General features: G+C 71.0%; 18 protein-coding genes. 5 read left to right on the top strand and 13 right to left on the bottom strand.

The genetic code is table 11. The annotated features are described in order from the left end of the window. Positions 1–27: 27 nt before the first annotated feature. The 3 genes from IEZ27_RS39635 to IEZ27_RS39625 all read right to left on the bottom strand — a co-directional run bounded on the left by IEZ27_RS39635 (position 28) and on the right by IEZ27_RS39625 (position 2,959). Positions 28–1,116 (bottom strand): hypothetical protein, encoded by a 1,089-nt coding sequence (locus IEZ27_RS39635; protein WP_189651973.1) that lies wholly within the window; start codon positions 1,114–1,116, stop codon positions 28–30. Continuing rightward, complete coding sequence (locus IEZ27_RS39630; protein ID WP_189651972.1) at positions 1,113–2,162, bottom strand: TOMM precursor leader peptide-binding protein; 1,050 nt, start codon at positions 2,160–2,162, stop codon at positions 1,113–1,115. The genes IEZ27_RS39635 and IEZ27_RS39630 overlap by 4 nt, the downstream gene beginning before the upstream one ends. Before the next feature lie 227 nt (positions 2,163–2,389). Further along, positions 2,390–2,959, bottom strand: coding sequence for a dienelactone hydrolase family protein (locus tag IEZ27_RS39625; RefSeq protein ID WP_189651971.1), 570 nt, complete (start codon positions 2,957–2,959; stop codon positions 2,390–2,392). A 231-nt stretch (positions 2,960–3,190) separates the two neighbouring features. Here IEZ27_RS39625 and IEZ27_RS39620 point away from each other — a divergent pair, with 231 nt between their 5' ends. Next, positions 3,191–3,856, top strand: a complete 666-nt coding sequence (locus IEZ27_RS39620; RefSeq protein ID WP_189651970.1) for a FadR/GntR family transcriptional regulator — start codon at positions 3,191–3,193, stop codon at positions 3,854–3,856. 142 nt (positions 3,857–3,998) lie between these two features. Here IEZ27_RS39620 and IEZ27_RS39615 read toward each other — a convergent pair whose 3' ends face one another. Further along, the gene (locus IEZ27_RS39615; protein WP_229824764.1) at positions 3,999–5,621 is read right to left on the bottom strand and encodes an endo-1,4-beta-xylanase; all 1,623 of its coding nucleotides are present in this window, start codon (positions 5,619–5,621) and stop codon (positions 3,999–4,001) included. A gap of 299 nt (positions 5,622–5,920) precedes the next feature. Here IEZ27_RS39615 and IEZ27_RS39610 point away from each other — a divergent pair, with 299 nt between their 5' ends. The 4 genes from IEZ27_RS39610 (at position 5,921) to IEZ27_RS39595 (ending at position 9,981) form a co-directional block, all read left to right on the top strand. Then, complete coding sequence (locus tag IEZ27_RS39610) at positions 5,921–7,582, top strand: class I adenylate-forming enzyme family protein (protein WP_189651968.1); 1,662 nt, start codon at positions 5,921–5,923, stop codon at positions 7,580–7,582. A 166-nt stretch (positions 7,583–7,748) separates the two neighbouring features. Continuing rightward, on the top strand, positions 7,749–8,153 hold the full coding sequence (locus tag IEZ27_RS39605) for a hypothetical protein (RefSeq protein ID WP_189651967.1): 405 nt from the start codon (positions 7,749–7,751) through the stop codon (positions 8,151–8,153). A 47-nt stretch (positions 8,154–8,200) separates the two neighbouring features. Further along, positions 8,201–8,557: a nuclear transport factor 2 family protein gene (locus IEZ27_RS39600; protein ID WP_189651966.1), complete on the top strand. Its 357-nt coding sequence runs from the start codon at positions 8,201–8,203 to the stop codon at positions 8,555–8,557. Between the two features lie 98 nt (positions 8,558–8,655). Then, positions 8,656–9,981 (top strand): MFS transporter, encoded by a 1,326-nt coding sequence (locus tag IEZ27_RS39595; RefSeq protein ID WP_229824763.1) that lies wholly within the window; start codon positions 8,656–8,658, stop codon positions 9,979–9,981. Positions 9,982–10,005: 24 nt separating this feature from the next. Here the strand turns inward: IEZ27_RS39595 and IEZ27_RS39590 are convergent, their stop codons facing one another. The 9 genes from IEZ27_RS39590 to IEZ27_RS39550 all read right to left on the bottom strand — a co-directional run bounded on the left by IEZ27_RS39590 (position 10,006) and on the right by IEZ27_RS39550 (position 18,648). Beyond that, a complete protein-coding gene (locus IEZ27_RS39590) occupies positions 10,006–10,239 on the bottom strand; it encodes a hypothetical protein (RefSeq protein ID WP_189651965.1) in 234 nt (77 codons plus the stop codon). 94 nt (positions 10,240–10,333) lie between these two features. Next, a complete protein-coding gene (locus tag IEZ27_RS39585; RefSeq protein WP_189651964.1) occupies positions 10,334–12,889 on the bottom strand; it encodes a phenylalanine--tRNA ligase subunit beta in 2,556 nt (851 codons plus the stop codon). Beyond that, positions 12,889–13,929, bottom strand: a complete 1,041-nt coding sequence (pheS, locus tag IEZ27_RS39580) for a phenylalanine--tRNA ligase subunit alpha (RefSeq protein WP_229824770.1) — start codon at positions 13,927–13,929, stop codon at positions 12,889–12,891. Before pheS ends, IEZ27_RS39585 begins: the two co-directional genes overlap by 1 nt. A 155-nt stretch (positions 13,930–14,084) precedes the next feature. Next, complete coding sequence (locus tag IEZ27_RS39575; protein WP_189651962.1) at positions 14,085–15,176, bottom strand: sensor histidine kinase; 1,092 nt, start codon at positions 15,174–15,176, stop codon at positions 14,085–14,087. A 50-nt stretch (positions 15,177–15,226) separates the two neighbouring features. Further along, positions 15,227–16,030: a TrmH family RNA methyltransferase gene (locus IEZ27_RS39570; protein ID WP_189651961.1), complete on the bottom strand. Its 804-nt coding sequence runs from the start codon at positions 16,028–16,030 to the stop codon at positions 15,227–15,229. Positions 16,031–16,106: 76 nt separating this feature from the next. Next, on the bottom strand, positions 16,107–16,493 hold the full coding sequence (gene rplT / locus IEZ27_RS39565; RefSeq protein WP_125635664.1) for a 50S ribosomal protein L20: 387 nt from the start codon (positions 16,491–16,493) through the stop codon (positions 16,107–16,109). A 24-nt stretch (positions 16,494–16,517) separates the two neighbouring features. Then, complete coding sequence (gene rpmI / locus IEZ27_RS39560) at positions 16,518–16,712, bottom strand: 50S ribosomal protein L35 (protein WP_125635662.1); 195 nt, start codon at positions 16,710–16,712, stop codon at positions 16,518–16,520. Between the two features lie 124 nt (positions 16,713–16,836). Further along, the gene (gene infC, locus IEZ27_RS39555) at positions 16,837–17,427 is read right to left on the bottom strand and encodes a translation initiation factor IF-3 (protein WP_229824762.1); all 591 of its coding nucleotides are present in this window, start codon (positions 17,425–17,427) and stop codon (positions 16,837–16,839) included. 354 nt (positions 17,428–17,781) lie between these two features. Beyond that, on the bottom strand, positions 17,782–18,648 hold the full coding sequence (locus IEZ27_RS39550; protein WP_189651960.1) for a shikimate dehydrogenase: 867 nt from the start codon (positions 18,646–18,648) through the stop codon (positions 17,782–17,784). Positions 18,649–18,689: the final 41 nt, after the last annotated feature.

The raw sequence follows: 18,689 nt of genomic DNA, 5'->3' as shown, positions 1-18,689 counted from the left end.
GCTTCGCCGCCCGGCGGCCGGTCGCTCTCAGGAGCCCCGCCGGGTACGCCAGGGCGCCGAGGTGAGCAGGCGGCGGACGAGCACCGCCAGGTAGAGCGCCCAGCCGGCGCCCACCACGGCCAGTGTGGCGACCGGCTGCCAGCCCGGCGGCTCCGCGAGGGCCCGGCGGCACACCGCGACCGTCACCGGAACCGTGTAGAGGGCGAAGAAGGCCAGCCCGAGCACCCGCCCGACGACGAGGAACCAGGCGTAGACCCGTACGCTGCGCCGCGCCGTACGGGGCCGTTGTGCCCGCAGGTACGCCTGCGCGTCGGCCATGAGGTTCTTGTTCCCGCTGGCATTGGCGAAGGCGTAGTAGACGTCGGTCCGCATGAAGAACAGGAACTGCCAGGCGATCTGCGACAGGCAGATGACCATGACCAGCCGCGCCACGGGCACGTCGGCGACGTACAGGACGCACGACGCGGCGCAGACGAGGAACCAGTCCATCCGCATGCCGGCCAGATAGGCCCGGTACCTGGCACGTCTGGGCACACCCCAGATCCCGGTGATCCTGGTCTGCACGACGAGGAACTGCAGCCGGGTGCCGAGCGACAACTCGGCCCGTACGCCCAGGGACCGGGCCGCGGCGATGTGCCCGAGCTCGTGGACCAGCACGAGCAGCCACGAGCCGGCCGCGAAGGCGACGGTGAAGGCGAGGCTGTCCGACCACACCAGCGCGGCGAAGGACGGCAGCACGTCCGGCCTGGCGACCGCCGCGGCCAGGGCGCAGCCGGTCAGCACGGCCAGCGCGGCGTGCGCCGGGCGGGAGAACAGCCAGGCCACGTGGCCTGGACGGATCCGGTCCCACAGGTTGGGCGGGCGCATGGGCCGGCCGAGCAGCCCGGCGGCGTCCAGTCCGGTCACGAACTCGGCCACGTCCACGTCCACGCCGCGCTCGGCCAGCACCAGGGCGCGGGCCTGCACGGCCGTCCTGGTGCCGTCGAGCGCCTCGACCACGGCCGCCGCCACGCCCGGCACGTTGACGAACGTCTCGCCGTTGCCGATCACGTAGTCGTCCGGGCCGTCGGCCACCACACTCAGGTACGACAGGTCCGGCAGCGGCCCGGCCGTCACGCGCACACCTCGCAGCCGTCCAGGCGGTCGAACTCGTAGGCCGTGGTGGTCAGCGTCAGCAGGTCGAGCCAGACGGCGCGGCCCTCGACGGCCGGGGCGCCGGTGCCGGTCAGGAAGCGGATCACCTCGGCGGCGAGCATGCCCGAGACGATCCCGCACAGCGGCCCGAACGACGGGATGACGCGCCCGGGGTTGTCGCTCGCCGGCAGGACGGCCGAGTCGTACCGTTCGGCCAGGGCGGCCTCCTGGCAGGCCAGGCAGCCCGTTCCGCCGGGCACGACCAGCGGGCCGATCAGGCCGACGTGCTGGTTGAACCCGCCGGTGACGAACGGCGTGCCGGCCCGTACGCAGGCCCGGTTCACCCAGCGGCGGATGTGCGGCTGCGGGGTGTCGACGGTGTTGACCACGAGGTCGGCGTCGGTGACCACGTCGTCGGGGCCGGTGATGCGCCGTTCGACGCGGGTGACGCGCACGTCCGGGCAGTGCTCGCGCAGCCTGCGGGCCGCCGCGGCGGTCTTGGGCTCGCCGAGGTCGCGGACGGTGTAGAGGTGCTGGCGGTGCAGGTTGCCGAGTTCGACGCGGTCGTCGTCCAGGAGGGTCAGACGGCCGACGCCTGAGGTGGCGAGCTGGAGGGCGACCTGGCCGCCGATCGCGCCCGCGCCGAGCACCGCCACGTGCTTGCCGGCCAGGTCGCCGAGCGTGGCCACGGCCTGGTCCGCCGGGTGGAACATGGCCAGGAACAGGGCGAACCTGGACAACCTCGCGTCGGCGGCCAGCGCGTCGAGGTCGGCGTCCGTCACGAGGAAGCGGGCCGCGCGCAACTGCTCGACGGCCGAGTCGATCTCGGCGGGGGTGACGTCGTCGAGGAGGGCGTACAGGTCGGACTGCTCGACGGGGGTCTCGGCGCACAGCCGCAGCAATCGCCGCAGGGGCGGCGGCGCGGGGTCGAGGATCAGGCCGGTCGGGGGGAAGTCACCGAGCCGTACGCGCCCGCGGGCGTCGTCGATGAACAGGGGAAAGGCCGGATTCACCTGAATCCTGGGCATGGGGGATGCTCCCGGACGAGTCAGGGCCTCCCGCGGGGGTTGGCCACGCCGCGGGAGGCCCGAAGCGGTCAGCAGCTGTTGCTGTTACCGGTGGTCTCGACTTCTTCGACCTTCTTGATCTCGATCGTCATGAGCGATCCTTCCGTCGATCTTGATGGGCCGCTGCGATCATAAAGTAACGATCACCCCTTTTGATAGACCCAAGTACAAAATATCCGAAAAATGCCTTAAACCTGTGAAATAAAGTCGCGTGATCGTTTCCACATTAGCGACGCCGACTCCGCCGAGTATCCGGGGAGATCGGGATCGGCGAACAAGTGCACATTTCCCGGATAAATGAAGCACGCGAATATCGGCCCCAGCTCCGTACGCAGACTCCGCACGTCGTCGGCGTTCACCCACGGATCACCCTCGGCGTAGTGGAGCTGCATCGGGACCGTGACCGGCCACCCCCGGTCGCTCACCTCCGGCACCGCCGCGCACCCGTGATACAGCAGCGCCCCCCGGGCCAGCGGATGCGTGGCGGCCAGGACCTGCGCCCCGAATCCTCCCAGCGAGAACCCGGCGAACACGACCGGCCCGCGGGCCTGCTCGCCGATCGCCCGCCAGCGGCGTCCCAGTTCCTCGAAGCCGATCGTGTCCCGTTTGCGAAGCCCGGATTCGAGGTCGTCGAAGACCTCGCCGTCGTAGTAGTCGGGCGTGCGCACCACGTGCCCGCCCTCGCGCAGCGCCTCCGCCGCCCCCAGCACCCCCGGTCGCAGGCCCTGTGCGGAGTGCAACAGGATGATCTCTGCCATGTGCACTGTGTACCACCGCCCGCAGGCCCCACCAAGGGTCCCGCAGGAGGGTCCGCGGCATGGGAACCTGGTTGTCCCGCAGCGGGAAGGAAGACGAGCCCGACCTCCCTGCCCCTCCCGCACGCGCCCCGCCCCCGGCGGACACGTGGACGGCTTTTCATAAAATATGATTTAACAGGACCGGATGAGACAGGGAAGGGGAGGGGCCGCGTGAGCTATCCACGGCGAGGCATGCATGGTGAGGTCGTCGAAGATCTCGGCCGCCGGATCGTCGCCGGGGACCCCGGTGCCTCGGGCCAGCTCGACCCCGCCGAGCTGGGCCGCCGCTACCAGGTCAGCCATACCGTGGTCAGGGAGGCGCTCAAGACGCTGGCCGCCAAGGGGCTGGTCGACGCCCGGCCCAAGCGCGGCACGTACGTGCGGCCGCGCGGCGACTGGTCGCTGCTCGACGCCGACGTGCTGCGCTGGCGCTTCACCCAGCGCGGCGACGGCGACATGCTGCGCGACCTGGCCGAGGTGCGGGCCGTGGTCGAGCCGGCGGGCGCGCGCCTGGCGGCGGCCCGGCGTACCGACGACGACGTCGCGGCGCTGGAGAAGGCGTATGAGCACATGGCCGCGACGGCCGCCGACCCGGTGGCCCACACCGAGGCCGACGTCGCCTTCCACCGCCTGCTGCTCGCCGCCTCCCACAACGAACTGCTGGAATGCCTGGAGGTCGTGATCGCGGCGGCGCTGACGGCCCGTGACCGGCTGGTGCACTCGACCGGCGAGCGTCCCGGCTTCTCGGCCACCCACCGCGCGGTCCTCGACGCCGTACGCGCGGGCGAGCCCGAGGCGGCCGAGTCGGCCATGCGCGACCTGCTCGCCCAGGCCGAACGCGACGAGGAGAACCTCTGACCCCCGCCCCCTGACCGGCACGCCCGGTCGAGCGCGGCCGTCAGCGCGGGCCCGTGGGCGGCGGCCGCCTCCGCCTGCCACCGCGGGGAACGCGCGCCGGACCCCGGGCGGTGGCCATGTCCCGCCCGGGGCGCCTGGCCGGTCAGGCGCAGGTGTAGGAGGACGGCGTCGCGGTGTCGCCGTTCGGCCTGCTGACCTGGAACCCGAAGCTGGTGTTCGCGCCCGGCGCGAGCGTGCCGTTGTAGGCCGCGTTCCTGGCGGTGACGTTCTGCCCGCTGACGGTGATCGCGGCGTTCCAGGAGCCGGTCACGGCGTGCCCGGCGGGCAGGGTGAAGGTGACGGTCCAGCCGTTGATCGCCGAGGTGCCGGTGTTGGTGACGGTGACGGGCTGGATGACGTACCCACCGCTCCACTGCGTCTGTACGGTCCCGGCGGCGGTGCAGCCGCCGCCCCCGCCGCCGGTGAGGGTGGTGAAGGTGACCAGCGGGGAGTTTCCGGACAGGTTGCCCGCGCCGTCCCGTGCCCGTACGTAGACCTGGTACTGGGTGTTGGCGGTCAGGCCGGTCAGGTTGACGGTGTTGGAGGTGGACTGGCCGAGCTGGGGGTCGGTGCTGCCCTGCTCCCGGTAGACGTTGTAGCCGGCCAGGCCGCTGCCGCCGCTGTCGGTGGAGGCGGCCCAGGTCAGGGTGGCCGAGTTCGCGGTGATGTTGCTCGCCGCCGGGGTACCGGGCGTGGTGGGCGGCGTGGTGTCGGTCGTGGTGCCGCCCGCCAGCGCGTCGTGCACGGCCGTGTACGACGGTTTCTGCTGGTAGCTCTCGTTGTAGATCAGCGCGCCGCCCTGGCCGGGGAAGGTGTCGGGCACCCAGGAGTACTTGTCGGTGAAGCCCCAGATCGTCACGCCCTGGCAGGCGGTCACCGCGAGGCAGGCGTTGACGACGTTGCGGTAGTAGGTGGCTTGGGTGGCGTCCTTGGTGGCGTCCCTGGGGGTCTGTACGCGTACGTCCAGCTCGGTGATCCGGACCTGGACGCCGAGGGCGGCGAAGCGCTGCAGGTTCTGCTGGAAGTCGCCGGGGAAGCCGTACTGGATGGCCAGGTGGGACTGGAAGCCGACGCAGTCGATCGGCACGCCCTGCTGGCGCAGCGAGGAGACCAGGTTGTAGATCGCCGTGCTCTTGGCGTTGATCCCCTCGGTGTTGTAGTCGTTGATGCACAGCTTGGCGTCGGGGTCGGCGGCGCGGGCGGCGCGGAAGGCGTCGGCGATGTATCCCGAGCCGAGCGTGTTGTACCAGAACGACGTACGCAGGTTGCCGCTGTCGTCGAAGACCTCGTTGACCACGTCCCACGAGACCACGGCCGGGTTGTCGGCGAAGTGGCCGACGACGTTGGAGATGTGGTTCTGCATGGCCGCGCGCATCGCCGTCGCGCCCAGGTTCTGCACCCAGCCCGGCGTCTGGCTGTGCCACACGAGGGTGTGGCCGTGCACCTGCTGGTTGTTCTGGGTGGCGAAGTTGACGATCGCGTCGGCGCCGGAGTAGTTGAACTGGCCCTGGCTGGGCTCGGTGGCGTCCCACTTCATCGCGTTCTCGGCGGTGACCTGGCTGAACTCGGTCGCGGCGATGTTCTTGTAGGAGGTCTCGTTGGCCAGGGGGCCGGTGGCGAGCGCCGTGCCGATGAACTTGCCCTTGGCGGCCGCGTGCGTACGCAGGGGCGCCGAGGCGTCGGCGGAGGTGGCGGGGAGGAGGAATGCTGCGAGAATCCCCAGCAAGGCGAGGACTCTGACGAACAGGGACGAGAGCACGGGCATCTACCTCCGGAGGCAGGCACTCGATTCCGAAACTTTTCGATCCCACTCGGATCGCACCGCAGACGGTATTGACATGCAAGGAGACGGTCAATGCCAACCACGAACCACACCCAAACCAGCAGCTCGCAAGCTGAAAATATCGCCAGAATCATGAAACTTTCACAGCATCACTTGCGCCGGTTTCCGCTGCTCTAGCGCGACGTACCAGCCGGTCGGTACTGTGAAGTCCGGAATAATCGTCTGATGCGGGAGTTCTGCGTATGTCCCTTTCGCACGCCCAGGTCCAGGCCCAGCTCACCGGACCCGGCCAGCTGTTCGAGATCGAGGAGATCGGCGGGACCGGGGTCCGTACGTGGAAGCACGCGCCCGCCCACTTCCGCACCCTGCTGGAGACGAGCAGATTCCACGGCGAGCAGGTCTTCCTGGCCTACGAGGACGAGCACATCACGTTCGAGGAGCACTTCCGCCGCGCCGCCACCCTCGCCAACCGCCTGGTCGAGGAGTACGGCGTGACCAAGGGCGACCGCGTCGCCATCGCCATGCGCAACTACCCCGAATGGGTGGTCTCGTTCTCGGCCGCGCTGGCCGCCGGAGCCGTCGCCGTACCGCTGAACGCCTGGTGGACGGAGGCCGAGCTGGCCTACGGCGTGAGCGATTCGGGGGCCAAGGTCCTGATCGCCGACGGCGAGCGGGCGGCCAGGCTGGCCTCCACGGGCGTGCCGATGATCGTGACCAGGGGCGAGGCGCCCGAGGGCGCGCGCTCGTTCGCCGACGTGCTGGGTGAGGTCGGCGCCGACGTCAGGCTGCCCGACGTGGAGCTGTCCCCCGAGGACCCTGCGACGATCTTCTACACCTCCGGCACCACCGGACGGCCCAAGGGCGCGCTCGGCAGCCACCGCAACCTCGGCCAGTCCCCCATGACCGTGGCCTACGGCCTCATCCACTCGCTCACCATGGCCGGCAAGGACGCGGGGGCGGTGGCGGGCGTGCGCCGGGTGACGCTGCTGACCGTGCCGCTGTTCCACGTCACGGGCTGCTTCTCCGGCATGACCACCTCGATGTTCACCGGCGGCGGCCTGGTGCTCATGTACAAGTGGGACCCCGAGCAGGCGCTGCGCCTGATCGAACGCGAGCGCGTCACCACGATGATCGGCGTCCCGACCAACGCCTGGCAGCTCATGTCGCACCCCGACTTCGGCAAGTACGACCTGTCGTCCCTGACCACCCTCGGCTACGGCGGCGCCCCCGCCCCGCCCAAGCTGCTGGAGCGCATCACCTCGAACCTGCCCGACCGCGCCCCCTCCAACGGCTACGGCATGACCGAGACGACCGCCCTGGCCATCGGCAACGGCGGCGCCGACTACCGGGCCAGGCCCGACAGCATCGGCCGGCCCTCGGCCGTGGTGGACGTGCGTGTGGTGGACCCCATGGGCACGGAACTGCCACCCGGCGAGGTCGGCGAGCTGTGCGTACGCGGCCCGAACGTGATCATGGGCTACTGGAACCAGCCCGAGGCGACGGCGCAGACGTTCGTGGGCGGCTGGCTGCACACCGGCGACCTGGCCAAGATCGACGACGAGGGCTTCGTCTACATCGTGGACCGCGCCAAGGACATGGTGATCAGAGGCGGCGAGAACGTCTACTGCGCCGAGGTCGAGTCGGCCCTGTTCGAGCATCCGGCCGTGGACGACGCGGCGGTCATCGGCGTACCCCACGACGAACTGGGCGAGGAGGTCGGCGCGGTGCTGCGCCTGGCGCCCGGCCAGGCGGTCACGACCGAGGAGCTGCGCTCGTTCCTGGCGGACCGGATCGCCAAGTTCAAGATCCCGGTGCACGTGTGGTTCCGCGAGGGCGAACTGCCCCGCAACCCGGGCGGCAAGATCCTCAAGACCCACCTGCGCAGGGAGGTCCTGGGCTCCTGACGCACCTCCGGGGCGCCTCCGCAAGGGGGTGCCCCGTTTTCTTTTCCCGGCGGATCCGCAGGTCGGCGGCCTGGTCGCGGCGCTCATTACCTGGCGCGTAATCGCGGCCCCTACGCCTCGGCTGACATCGTTCAAGTGTCGCAACGACCACTTGAAGGAGACCGAGATGACCGCCCTCACCGTCACCGCCGACCGGACCAAGTTCCTGCGCCTCGCGCTGGCCGCCGACGCCGTCGTCACCGGCGTCAACGGGCTGGTCTACCTGGCCCTCGCCGCCCCGGTGAGCGGCCTGCTCGGCCCGGAGGCGGGCCTGCTGCGCGAGATCGGGATCTTCCTCCTCGTGTACGGCGTCGGCGTCGGCCTCGTGGCCGCGCGCCCCTCGATCAGCCAGGCCGCCGTCAAGGTCGTCATCGCCCTGAACATCGTCTGGACCCTCGGCAGCGTCGCCGCCGTCGTCACCGGCGCACTCGGGTTCACCACGATCGGCGCCGTCTGGGCGATCGCCCAGGCCCTGGTCGTGGCCCTGTTCGCCGAGCTGCAGATCACCGGCCTGCGCAAGGCCCGCCGCTGAACCCCCTGAGAACTCCTGAAGAGACCCTGGAAGAAAGAGGCACCGTCATGACCACCGAACTTGTCGAGCGCTACATCGCCGCCTGGAACGAGACCGACGCCGACGCCCGCGCCAAGGCCGTCGCCGAGTTGTGGACCGAGGACGCGACCTACACCGACCCCATGGCCGAGGTGGCCGGTCACGCCGGGATCGCCGCCGTGATCGAGGGCGCGCAGGGCATGTTCCCCGGCCTGGTGTTCACCGCCGGCGAGGTGTTCGACGCCCACCACAACATCGCCCGCTTCACCTGGCACCTCGGCCCGGCCGGCGAGGAGCCCCTGGCCGTCGGGTTCGACGTGGTCGAGCTGGCCGAGGACGGCAGGATCCGCAGGGTCCTCGGCTTCCTCGACAAGGTGCCCGCCTGACGGCCCTCCCCTCTGAGGCCCCCGGTCATCGCCGGGGGCCTTGTGCCGTTCCAAAATGGTTTGCCCGAGCCCTGCTGTTCACCGGACAATCAGACTTCGTGCCCGCTCGACTCATGCGCCTGCTCCGTCACCTCACCCCCGACCTGAGCCCGCTGCGCGACTCCCGCGACTACCGCCTGCTGTTCGGCGCCGGAGTCATCACCATGTTCGGCACGATGATCACCATGGTGGCGCTGCCGTACCAGATGAAGGAGCTGACCGGCTCCTACGTCGCGGTCGGGTTGATGAGCCTGGCGGAGTTCGTGCCGATGGTGGTGTGCGGGTTGTGGGGCGGCGCGATCGCCGACGCGCTCGACCGGCGCAGGATCATCGTGCTGAGCGAGCTGGGCCTGCTGGTGACCACCGCCGCCCTCATGGTCAACGCGCTGCTCCCGGACCCCCAGGTCTGGGTGCTCTACGTGATGGGCGCCCTGTCCACCGGCATCGCCTGCCTGCAGCGTCCGAGCCTGGAGGCCGTGATGCAGCAGGTGGTCAGCCACGACCAGCAGGCCGCGGCGGCGGTGCTGAACAGCCTGCGCTGGAACTTCGGCGCGATCCTGGCCCCGGCGCTGGGCGGCCTGCTGCTGGTCCAGCTCGGCACGCATGTCGCCTACGCCATCGACGCGGTGACCTTCGTGCTCTCCATGGCGCTGCTCTGGCGTATCAGGTCACTGCCGGCCGCCGAGGACGCCGCGCCCGCGTCACTGAAGTCGCTGGTCGAGGGGGTGCGCTACGCCACCGGCCGCAGCGACCTCATGGGCACGTACCTGGTGGACATCGCGGCCATGGTGTTCGCCATGGCCCAGGCGCTCTATCCGTTCCTGGCCGACGAGCTGGACTCGCCGGAGTCGCTCGGCCTGCTGTACTCGGCGGCCGCGGTGGGCGCCCTGGTCGCCTCGGTGACCGGCCGTTGGACGGCCCGCGTGCAGCGGCAGGGCCTCGGTGTGATCGTCGCGGCGGTGTGCTGGGGTGCGGCGATCGCCCTGACCGCCCTGGCCCCCTCCGTGTGGCTGGTCTTCCTGTGCATCGCGCTCGCCGGCGCGGCCGACATGATCAGCGGCATCTTCCGTACGACGATGTGGAACCAGACCATCCCGCAGGAGCTGCGCGGGCGGCTGGCGGGCATCGAACTGCTCTCGTACGCCAGCGGCCCGATGCTGGGCAACACCCGCGCGAGCCTGATGGCCAACCTGGGCGGCCTGCGTTTCTCGCTGGGCGCGGGCGGCCTGCTGTGCGTGGCCGCCGTCCTGGGCCTGAGCGCCGCCCTCCCCAAGTTCCGCCGCTACGACGCCACGACCGACGAACACGCCGTGGCCGAACGCGCCCGCCGTACGGCGTCCGATCCCGCGTCCGATCCCGCGGCCGGCCAGTCCGCCCCCGCCTGACCCACCCGGCCGGCGGGCGGCGGGTCACTCCGTCTCCCGCCAGCCTTCGTACCGCTCCACCAGCTCGTCCACCTTCAGCAGCGCGGCCTCGTCGAGCCCCGCCACGACGACGATCCACTGAGCGTCCTCGGCGTCGTCCTCGCCGGCGAGCGTCTCGCGCACCACCCTCGGCACGCCGAGCGCCGGGAACCACTCCCCCAGCGTCTCGGCGACCTCCTCGGCGTCCTCACGCCCGGCGAACACCAGCAACTCCCGCATGCCGCATCCCCTCCCGGAGCTGGAGGGGCCGAGTCCCCCCGATCACGTGGAAGGCCGGTACGGCGACCCGCCGTACCGGCCTTCTCCCTGGACGTCAGGCGCCGCGCAGATGCGCGCCCACGCGGTCGGCCGCCATCGCCACCGCCGCGTCCCTGGCCGCCGTCGTCTCCTCCACCGTCAACGTACGGCCGGGAGCCCGGAACCGCATCGTGTAGGCGAGCGACTTGTTCCCCTCACCCACCTGCTCCCCCGCGTACACGTCGAACAGCCGCACCGACTCCAGCAGCTCGCCGGCCCCGTCGCGCAACGCCGCCTCCACGTCGGCCACCGGCGTGAAGTCGGGCACGATCAGCGCGACGTCCTGCGTGGCCACCGGGTACGGGGAAACCGGCGGCGTCTCCACCGGCCCCGGCATCCTCGACTCCAGCCGCGACAGCTCCAGCTCCATGGCGGCCGTACGCGGCGGCAGCCCGTACGCCTCCACGACCCGCGGGTGCAGCTCACCGGCATGCCCCACCAGCGTGTCGCCCGCGTAGAGGGCGGCGCACCGGCCCGGGTGCCAGGGCTCGTGCTGGTCGGCGCTGATCGACAGCTCGACGCCCGACTCGGCGGCGACCAGCCGGGCGGCCTGCACCGCGTCGGCCCACGAGGCCTGGCGGCCGGAACCCCACCAGCCGGACCGCTCGAACTCCCCGGCCAGCACGACCGCGACCCGCAGCGGCTGGTCCGGCAGCGCCGCCTCGATGGAGGCCAGCTCCTCGGCGGTCGGCCGGCGCGAGACGCCGAGCACCGGCGCGACGGCGGGGGCGTTCTCCCGTGGCCGGTAGACCGCGCCCGTCTCGAACAGCGCGACGTCGCCGAAGCCGCGCCCGACGTTGCGGACCAGCGTCTTGAGCAGGCCGGGCAGCAGCGTCGTGCGCATCAGCGGCTCGTCCTCCGACAGCGGGTTGGCCAGGCGCATGGCCCGGCGGCGCGCGTCGTCGGCGGGCAGCTGCAGGTGGTCGAAGTCGTCGGCCCCGATGAACGGGTAGCTGAGCACCTCGACGTAGCCGCCCTCGGCCAGCGCCCGGCCGACCCGGCGGCGCAGCCGCTGCCCCTCGGTCAGCCCGGCGCCCGCCGGAGCGCTGGGCAGCACCGACGGCAGCCGGTCGTAGCCTTCGAGCCGGATGACCTCTTCGGCCAGGTCGTTGGGGTCGGTGAGGTCGGGCCGCCACGACGGCGGCGTCACCGTGATCATGTCGGGCCCGGTGACGGCCAGCCTGGCCGCCAGCTCGCCGCCGGTCACGACGCCGGTCGGGTCGACCCCGCCCGCGCGTACGGCCGGGTCGTCGCCGTCGGTCACGACGCAGCCCACCTGCTCCAGGCGGCCGACCACGACCTCCTTGGAGTAGGGCAGGCCCGCCACGGCCGCCGGGTGGCCCGCCGGGATCGCGATGCGCGCCGGGGTGACCTCCACCTCGGCGTGCGTGACACTGGGCTGCACGCTCGCGCCGCCCAGCTCGGCCAGCAGGCTCACCGCCCGCCAGGACGCGACCAGCGGCAGCTCGCGGTCGACGCCGCGCTCGAACCGCTTGGACGCCTCCGACACCAGCCCGTGCCGGCGCGACTCGCGCGAGATGCCGGTCGCCGAGAAGTGCGCGGCCTCGATGACGATGTCGGTCGAGCCGTCGGAGATCTCGGTCTCCAGGCCGCCCATCGTGCCCGCCATGGAGATCGGGCCCGACTCGTCGGTGATGAGGATGTCGTCGGGGTCGAGCTCGCGTACGACGTGGTCGAGCGTCTCCAGCCGCTCGCCCGCCCGCGCCCGCCGTACGACGATCTCGCCGGTCAGCTTCGACCGGTCGAAGGCGTGCAGCGGCTGGCCGAGCTCCAGCATCAGGTAGTTGGTGATGTCGACGGCCAGCGACACCGGGCGCATGCCGGACCGGCTCAGGCGCACCCGCATCCACAGCGGGCTCTGGGCGGCCGGGTCGAAGCCGCGTACCTCGCGCAGCACGAACCGGTCGCACGCCGTCGGGTCGCCGATCGAGGCCGGCCACGACGGCTCGGCCTCGGCGGGCACGTCGACGTCGGCGGGGTCGCGGAAGGCCACGCCGAACGCGGTCGCCACCTCGCGGGCCACGCCGCGGATCGACAGGGCGTAGCCGATGTCGGGGGTGATCTCCAGCTCGATCACGTCGTCGCGCAGGCCCAGCAGCTCGACCACGTCGGTGCCGATGGGCGTGCCGGCGGGCAGCACCATGATGCCGTTGTGGTCGTCGCCGAGGCCCAGCTCGCGCTCGGAGCAGATCATGCCCTCGGACATGCGCCCGTACGTCTTGCGCGCCCCCACCTCGAACCCGCCCGGCAGCACGCCGCCGGGCAGCACGACCGGGACCCGGTCGCCGGGGACGAAGTTCGTGGCGCCGCAGACGATCTCGCGCGGCGTGGCCTCGCCCACCTCGACCTTGCAGTGCCTGATCGGCTTCTTGAAGCCGGTGAGCTCCTCGATCTCCAGCACCTCGCCGACGACGACGTTCTTGACGTCGTGGCCGTAGGAGGTGATGGACTCGAGCTTGAGCCCGGCCATGGTGAGCCTGTCGGCCACCTCGTGCGCGGTGGCCGCCGGGAGATCGACGTACTCCCGCAGCCAGGAGAGCGGGACCTTCATCAGATCTCCATTCCGAACGGGAGCGTGAAGCGCACGTCCCCCTCGATCATGTCTCGCATGTCTTCGGCGTTGTGGCGGAACATCAGCGTGCGCTCGATCCCCATGCCGAACGCGAACCCGGAGTAGCGGGAGGGGTCGACGCCGCAGGCGATGAGCACCCGCGGGTTGACCATGCCGCAGCCGCCCCACTCGATCCAGCCCTCGGACTTGCAGGTGCGGCACGGCGGGTTGCCGGGGATCGCCGAGGCGCCGCGGCAGACGAAACACTTCAGGTCCATCTCGGCGGACGGCTCGGTGAAGGGGAAGTAGTTGGGCCGGAACCGGGTCGTGATGCCCTCGCCGAACATCACCTCGGCGAACCTGTCGAGCGTGCCCTTGAGGTGGGCCATGGTCAGGCCCTCGTCGACGGCCAGCCCCTCGGTCTGGTGGAAGACCGGGGTGTGGGTGGCGTCGAGCTCGTCGGTGCGGAACGTCTTGCCCGGCGAGATCACGTAGACCGGCAGGTCGCGCTGCAGCAGCGCGCGGATCTGCACCGGCGAGGTCTGGGTGCGCAGCACCATGCCCGACTCGGTGGAGTCCACGAAGAACGTGTCGTGCTCGGAGCGGGCCGGGTGGTCGGTGGCGATGTTGAGCGCGTCGAAGTTGAACCACTCGCCTTCGAGCTCGGGCCCCTCGGCCACCTCGTACCCCATGGCGACGAACGCGTCGGCGATGCGCTCCTGCAACGTGGTCAGCGGGTGGCGGGCGCCGCGCGGGCGGCGGTCCCAGGGCAGGGTGACGTCGACGGTCTCCTCGACGAGCACCCGGGCATCGCGCTCGGCCTCCAGCTCGGCCTGGCGGGCCGCCAGCGCCTCGTTGATCGCTCGGCGGGCGCCGCCGACGCGCTTGCCGGCCTCGGCGCGGGCGGCCGGCGGCAGGGCGCCGATCTCGCGGTTGGCCAGGGCGATGGGCGAGCGGTCACCCGCGTGCGCCAGCCTGGCCTGCTTGAGTGCGTCGAGGCTGTCGGCCGCCTTGATCGCCGTAAGGGCGTCGGCCTCCATGCGGGACAGCTCGTCGGCGTGCAACGGCGTCACCTCGACGGGGTCGTAGTCAGACAAGAGTGAGCTCCGTATCCAGGGCTTGAGCGGAAAAGAGTCTAGTGGGGGCCGCCCACCGGACCGACTTCGACGGGCTCAGGCTCCAAGCCGCTGGGGCTTCAGACCGTGGCGAAGTCGGGGGTGCCGGTGGGCACGGTAAATCGGAACTCCGCACCGCCCTCGGGCGCGCGCTGCACGATGATCGTGCCGCCGTGCGCCTCGACCAGGCCCTTCACGATGAACAGGCCGAGCCCGGTGCCGCCGCGCCGGCGGCTGTTGCCGCCGCGCCAGAACTGCCGGAAGACGCGCGGAGCCAGCTCGGGCTCGATGCCCTCGCCCTCGTCGCGCACCGACACGGCCACTCCCCATCCGACGGACTCGATCTCGATCGTCACGGTGCCACGACCGTGGCGCACCGCGTTCTCCACCAGATTACCCAGAATCTGGTCGATCTTGTCCTGGTCGAGCCACATCTCGGGCAGATGGTCGCCGACGATCAGGCGGTAGCGGTCTTCGGAGTCGCCCGCGGCGACCCGGCCCGCGACGAGCCGGCGCGCCCTGACCGGCAGATCGACGACCTGGCGGCGCACCTCCAGCCGCCCGGACTCGATGCGCGAGACGTCGAGCAGCTCGGTGATGAGCCGGGTGACGCGGTCGGCGTCGTTGTTGACGGTCTCCAGCATGACGCGCTTCTGCTCGTCGGTGAAGCGCGTCCACTTGGCCAGCAGGGTGGCGGTGAAGCCCTTGACGCTGGTCAGCGGCGAGCGCAGCTCGTGGGCCACGGTGGAGACCAGGTCGGCGCGGCTGCGCTCCAGCCGGGCGCGGGCGCCGCCGTCGCGCAGGGTGATCGTCACGCGTTCGACCTCGCCGCCGCGCTCGGGCTCGCGCGCCAGCCGGGCAGCGACGTAGAGCTCCTGCCCGCCGGGCAGGTGGAGCGGGCGTTCGGGCACCCTGGTCCTGGTACGCAGCCCGCCCTCGGGGTCGAGGCCCTTCCACCACTCGCGGCCGTCGTGGTCGCGGAAGGGGAAGACCTCGTTCATCTCCCTGCCGACCGCGCGCTCCATGGCGACTCCGGTGAGCCGGACGGCGGCCCGGTTGACGGCCAGCACGCACCCATATCGGTCGGTCACGATGAGGCCGTCGGGGAGGTCGTCGATGGAGATCGTGCACGCGGCGGCCACGACTCGCCCGTCGGTGTCTGCGCCGTGCACGACCTCGCCTCCTCCGCCTACAACGCCGACAATAGCGGGTTTCCAGCCGCCTAGGGCACTCGCTGGGACCTGGCGGAGGAGTAAAGGCACACGGCCGCGGCGGTGGCCAGGTTGAGACTTTCAGCCTGTCCGTAGATGGGCACTCTGACCACATCGTCCGCCTCGGCGCGTATCTCCTCCGGCAGTCCCCAGGCTTCGTTCCCGAAGATCCACACGGTCGGTCCGGAAAGATCCACGTCGTCGAGCGTGTGCTTGCCCGCGCCGTCTGCCGCCAGCACGCGCATGCCCCGCTCCTTCAGTTGACGCACGGCGGCGGCGACCGGTGCACCGATGACGACCGGCAAATGGAACAGGCTGCCCGCGCTGGCGCGTACGCACTTGCCGTTGTAGGGGTCGACGGAGGCGTCGGTGAAGACCACCGCGTCCGCCCCGGCGGCGTCGGCGGCCCGCATGACGGTGCCGGCGTTGCCCGGGTCGCGTACGTGCGCCAGCAGCGCGACCAGCTTCGGCTCCCCGGTCAGCGCCTCCTCCAGCGGCACGTGCACGAGCCGGCACACCGCCAGCAGCCCCTGCGGGGTCACCGTCTGGGTCAGCTCCGACATGACCTCGCCGCTGGCCCGGTGGACCGGCACGCCCTGCAGCCTGGCCTGGGTGATGAGCTCGGCGTGCCGCAGTTCGGCCTCGGCCGTGACGAACAGCTCCAGCGTCACCCCGTCGAGTTTGAGCGCCTCGCGCACCGCCTGCGGCCCTTCGGCCAGGAACCTGCGGTCCTGCTCCCTGAAGGCGCGCTTGGCGAGCCGGCGTGCGGCCTTCACCCTCGGCGACTTCACGTTGGTCAGCTCGGACCCGGCCATGCTCTCCCCCAGATCGTGCGTGAATACAGCAAAAGGGCCCACCGTTGCGGTGGGCCCTCTGTCAAAGGCGGCTGCCTCAGCTCGCGGCGGCCGGAGCGTTCACGTTCGCCGGGAGCGCCTTCTTGGCGGCCTCGACGAGCGCGGCAAAGGTGGCGCTGTCGTTGACCGCGAGGTCGGCGAGGATCTTGCGGTCCACCTCGATGTTGGCCAGGCGAAGGCCCTGGATCAGGCGGTTGTAGGTCATGCCGTTGGCGCGGGCAGCGGCGTTGATCCGCTGGATCCACAGACGGCGGAACGCACCCTTACGGTCCTTGCGGTCCCGGTAGGCGTACGTCATCGAGTGGAGCATCTGCTCCTTGGCCTTGCGGTACAGCCGCGACCGCTGGCCACGGTAACCGCTCGCCCTGTCGAGGACGACCTTGCGCTTCTTCTTGGCGTTGAGCGCCCGCTTCACGCGTGCCATGTTTCTTCTCCCCGGGGGTTCGCGCTACTTGGCGAGCAGCTTCTTGATCTTCTTGGTGTCTGCCGGCGAAACGACGACTTCACCCTTGAGACGACGCGTCAGCGTGGAGGACTTCCACTCGTTGTAGTGCGCGCGGCTGGCACGGCGACGCTTGAGCTTGCCGGTGCCGGTGAGCCGGAACCGCTTCTTCGCACCGCTGTGCGTCTTCATCTTCGGCATGTCGCCGTCTCTCCTCAATTCGGTCGTGCCGGTGGCCGGGCCGGTGCTGGCCGGCCCGGTCGCGGCTTGTTCGTCTGCCGGTGGCCGCTGGGGCGCGTGGTGCAAGGCCAACCCCAGCCGCGGGTCACGCTTCCTGTACGGAAGGCTCCGCTACGGAAGACTCCGCTTCCTGCACGGAAGACTCCGCTTCCAGCTCGGAAGGCTCCTCGCTGCCACGCTGTGCCTTGGCAGCGGCCTTTTCGGCCTTGGCCTCGGCCTTCTTCTTGTGCGGACCGATCACCATGATCATGTTACGGCCGTCCTGCTTCGGCTGGGACTCCACGAACCCGAGCTCCTGGACGTCCTCCGCGAGCCGCTGCAGCAGCCGGAAGCCGAGCTCCGGCCGGGACTGCTCGCGTCCACGGAACATGATCGTGACTTTGACCTTGTCCCCGGCCTTGAGGAACCGCACCACGTGACCCTTCTTGGTCTCGTAGTCGTGCGGGTCGATCTTCGGCCGGAGCTTGATCTCCTTGATGATCGTGTGCGCCTGATTCTTGCGCGCCTCGCGCGCCTTCATCGCGGACTCGTACTTGAACTTGCCGTAGTCCATGAGCTTGCACACGGGCGGTCGAGCCGTGGCCGCGACCTCGACGAGGTCAAGGTCGGCCTCCTGGGCGAGCTTCAGCGCGTCGTGAATGCTGACGATGCCGACCTGCTCGCCGTTCGGGCCCACGAGGCGAACCTCGGGAACTCGGATACGCTCGTTGATGCGGGGCTCAGTGCTGATGGGGCCTCCTAGGTTTGCGATCCCTACGTGCTCGTCGTGGCGGGGGCCTTCCGCGCAGAAGACGCGAAAAGCCCCGCACGTCGCGCATGCGGGGCCACTGAGCTCTGTGGCTTCGTGGCCTCGAGCTCCCCGGAGAGTCCGGCGTGATCCTGGACCCGGCTGCCTTTCGGCGACTCGGGTGGGAGGGAGACCTCCGCTTGCGCGTCCAGCAAGGCATGCCGGACCGATCAGAGAGCTACATTACCACAACCACGCAGGCGTCTCGAATCATCCCGCGGGCCCGGGTCAACCTCAGGAAGATCAGTGTGCCCCGGCCGCCGACCGTCTGGCGATCTCGGCCTCCCCCGCCGCGCGCATGGCCTCGACCGGCACGTCCGTGCGGCCGGTCATCAGTTCGACCTGGCGCACGGCCTGGTGCAGGAGCATCGCGAAGCCGCCGACGACCGTGCCGCCCGCCTCGCGGACCGCCGTCGCCGCTCTGGTGGGCCAGGGGGCGTAGACCACGTCGAACAGCGCCGGCACCCGTGCCAGCCGCCCGGCGAACACGTCGGCGGCCCCTCCGGGCAGCGTGGAGACCACCAGGTCCACCTCCGTGTACGCGTCGAGCTTGTCGAACGTCTCGACCGCCAGCGCCACGCCCAGCCGTCCGGCCACCTCCACGGTCTCCCCGGCCCTTGCCGGGTCGCGTACCAGCAGGGTGGTCGCGTGCAGCCCGAGGTTGCGCAGCGCCGCGAGCGCGGAGGCTGCGGTGGCGCCGCCGCCCAGGACGGTCGCCGAGCGCGGCGCGGGCACGCCCGCCTCGGCCAGCGCCCGTTCGATGCCGTGGACGTCGGTGTTGTGCCCGTGGCGCAGGCCCTCGCCGAACACCACGGTGTTGGCCCCGCCCACCTCGACGGCCAGGTCGGAGACGGTGTCGAGGAGCGGCAGCACGGCCCGCTTGAGCGGCATCGTCAGCGACAGGCCCGCCCAGGCGCGCTCCTCCTCGTGCTCGGCGCCGCCCTGGCCGCGTACGGGGACCAGCTCGGCGAGCAGGCCGGGCAGCCGCGCCTCGTCGCACTCGAACGCCTCGTAGCTCCACCCGTCGAGCCCCATCGCCGCGTAGGCGGCCCTGTGCAGGTGGGGCGAGAGCGAATGCCCGATCGGCGAGCCCATGACCGCAGCCCGCATCGACACTCCTTCCGGAAACACGGATCCCAAGAACTATCACG

This window comes from Nonomuraea spiralis, from assembly GCF_014648435.1.
Lineage (GTDB): Bacteria > Actinomycetota > Actinomycetes > Streptosporangiales > Streptosporangiaceae > Nonomuraea > Nonomuraea spiralis.
Note: the sequence above shows the minus strand (reverse complement) of the source record. Positions and strands in the feature narration are given on the sequence as shown.

Bases quoted from the DNA above. Each gene is read 5' to 3' on its own strand.
- IEZ27_RS39630 (WP_189651972.1), bottom strand. From the start codon at position 2,162: ATGCCCAGGATTCAGGTGAATCCGGCCTTTCCCCTGTTCATCGACGAC.
- IEZ27_RS39625 (WP_189651971.1), bottom strand. From the start codon at position 2,959: ATGGCAGAGATCATCCTGTTGCACTCCGCACAGGGCCTGCGACCGGGG.
- IEZ27_RS39620 (WP_189651970.1), top strand. From the start codon at position 3,191: ATGCATGGTGAGGTCGTCGAAGATCTCGGCCGCCGGATCGTCGCCGGG.
- IEZ27_RS39610 (WP_189651968.1), top strand. From the start codon at position 5,921: ATGTCCCTTTCGCACGCCCAGGTCCAGGCCCAGCTCACCGGACCCGGC.
- IEZ27_RS39605 (WP_189651967.1), top strand. From the start codon at position 7,749: ATGACCGCCCTCACCGTCACCGCCGACCGGACCAAGTTCCTGCGCCTC.
- IEZ27_RS39600 (WP_189651966.1), top strand. From the start codon at position 8,201: ATGACCACCGAACTTGTCGAGCGCTACATCGCCGCCTGGAACGAGACC.
- IEZ27_RS39590 (WP_189651965.1), bottom strand. From the start codon at position 10,239: ATGCGGGAGTTGCTGGTGTTCGCCGGGCGTGAGGACGCCGAGGAGGTC.
- IEZ27_RS39585 (WP_189651964.1), bottom strand. From the start codon at position 12,889: ATGAAGGTCCCGCTCTCCTGGCTGCGGGAGTACGTCGATCTCCCGGCG.
- pheS (WP_229824770.1), bottom strand. From the start codon at position 13,929: ATGGAGGCCGACGCCCTTACGGCGATCAAGGCGGCCGACAGCCTCGAC.
- IEZ27_RS39570 (WP_189651961.1), bottom strand. From the start codon at position 16,030: ATGGCCGGGTCCGAGCTGACCAACGTGAAGTCGCCGAGGGTGAAGGCC.
- rplT (WP_125635664.1), bottom strand. From the start codon at position 16,493: ATGGCACGCGTGAAGCGGGCGCTCAACGCCAAGAAGAAGCGCAAGGTC.
- rpmI (WP_125635662.1), bottom strand. From the start codon at position 16,712: ATGCCGAAGATGAAGACGCACAGCGGTGCGAAGAAGCGGTTCCGGCTC.
- IEZ27_RS39550 (WP_189651960.1), bottom strand. From the start codon at position 18,648: ATGCGGGCTGCGGTCATGGGCTCGCCGATCGGGCATTCGCTCTCGCCC.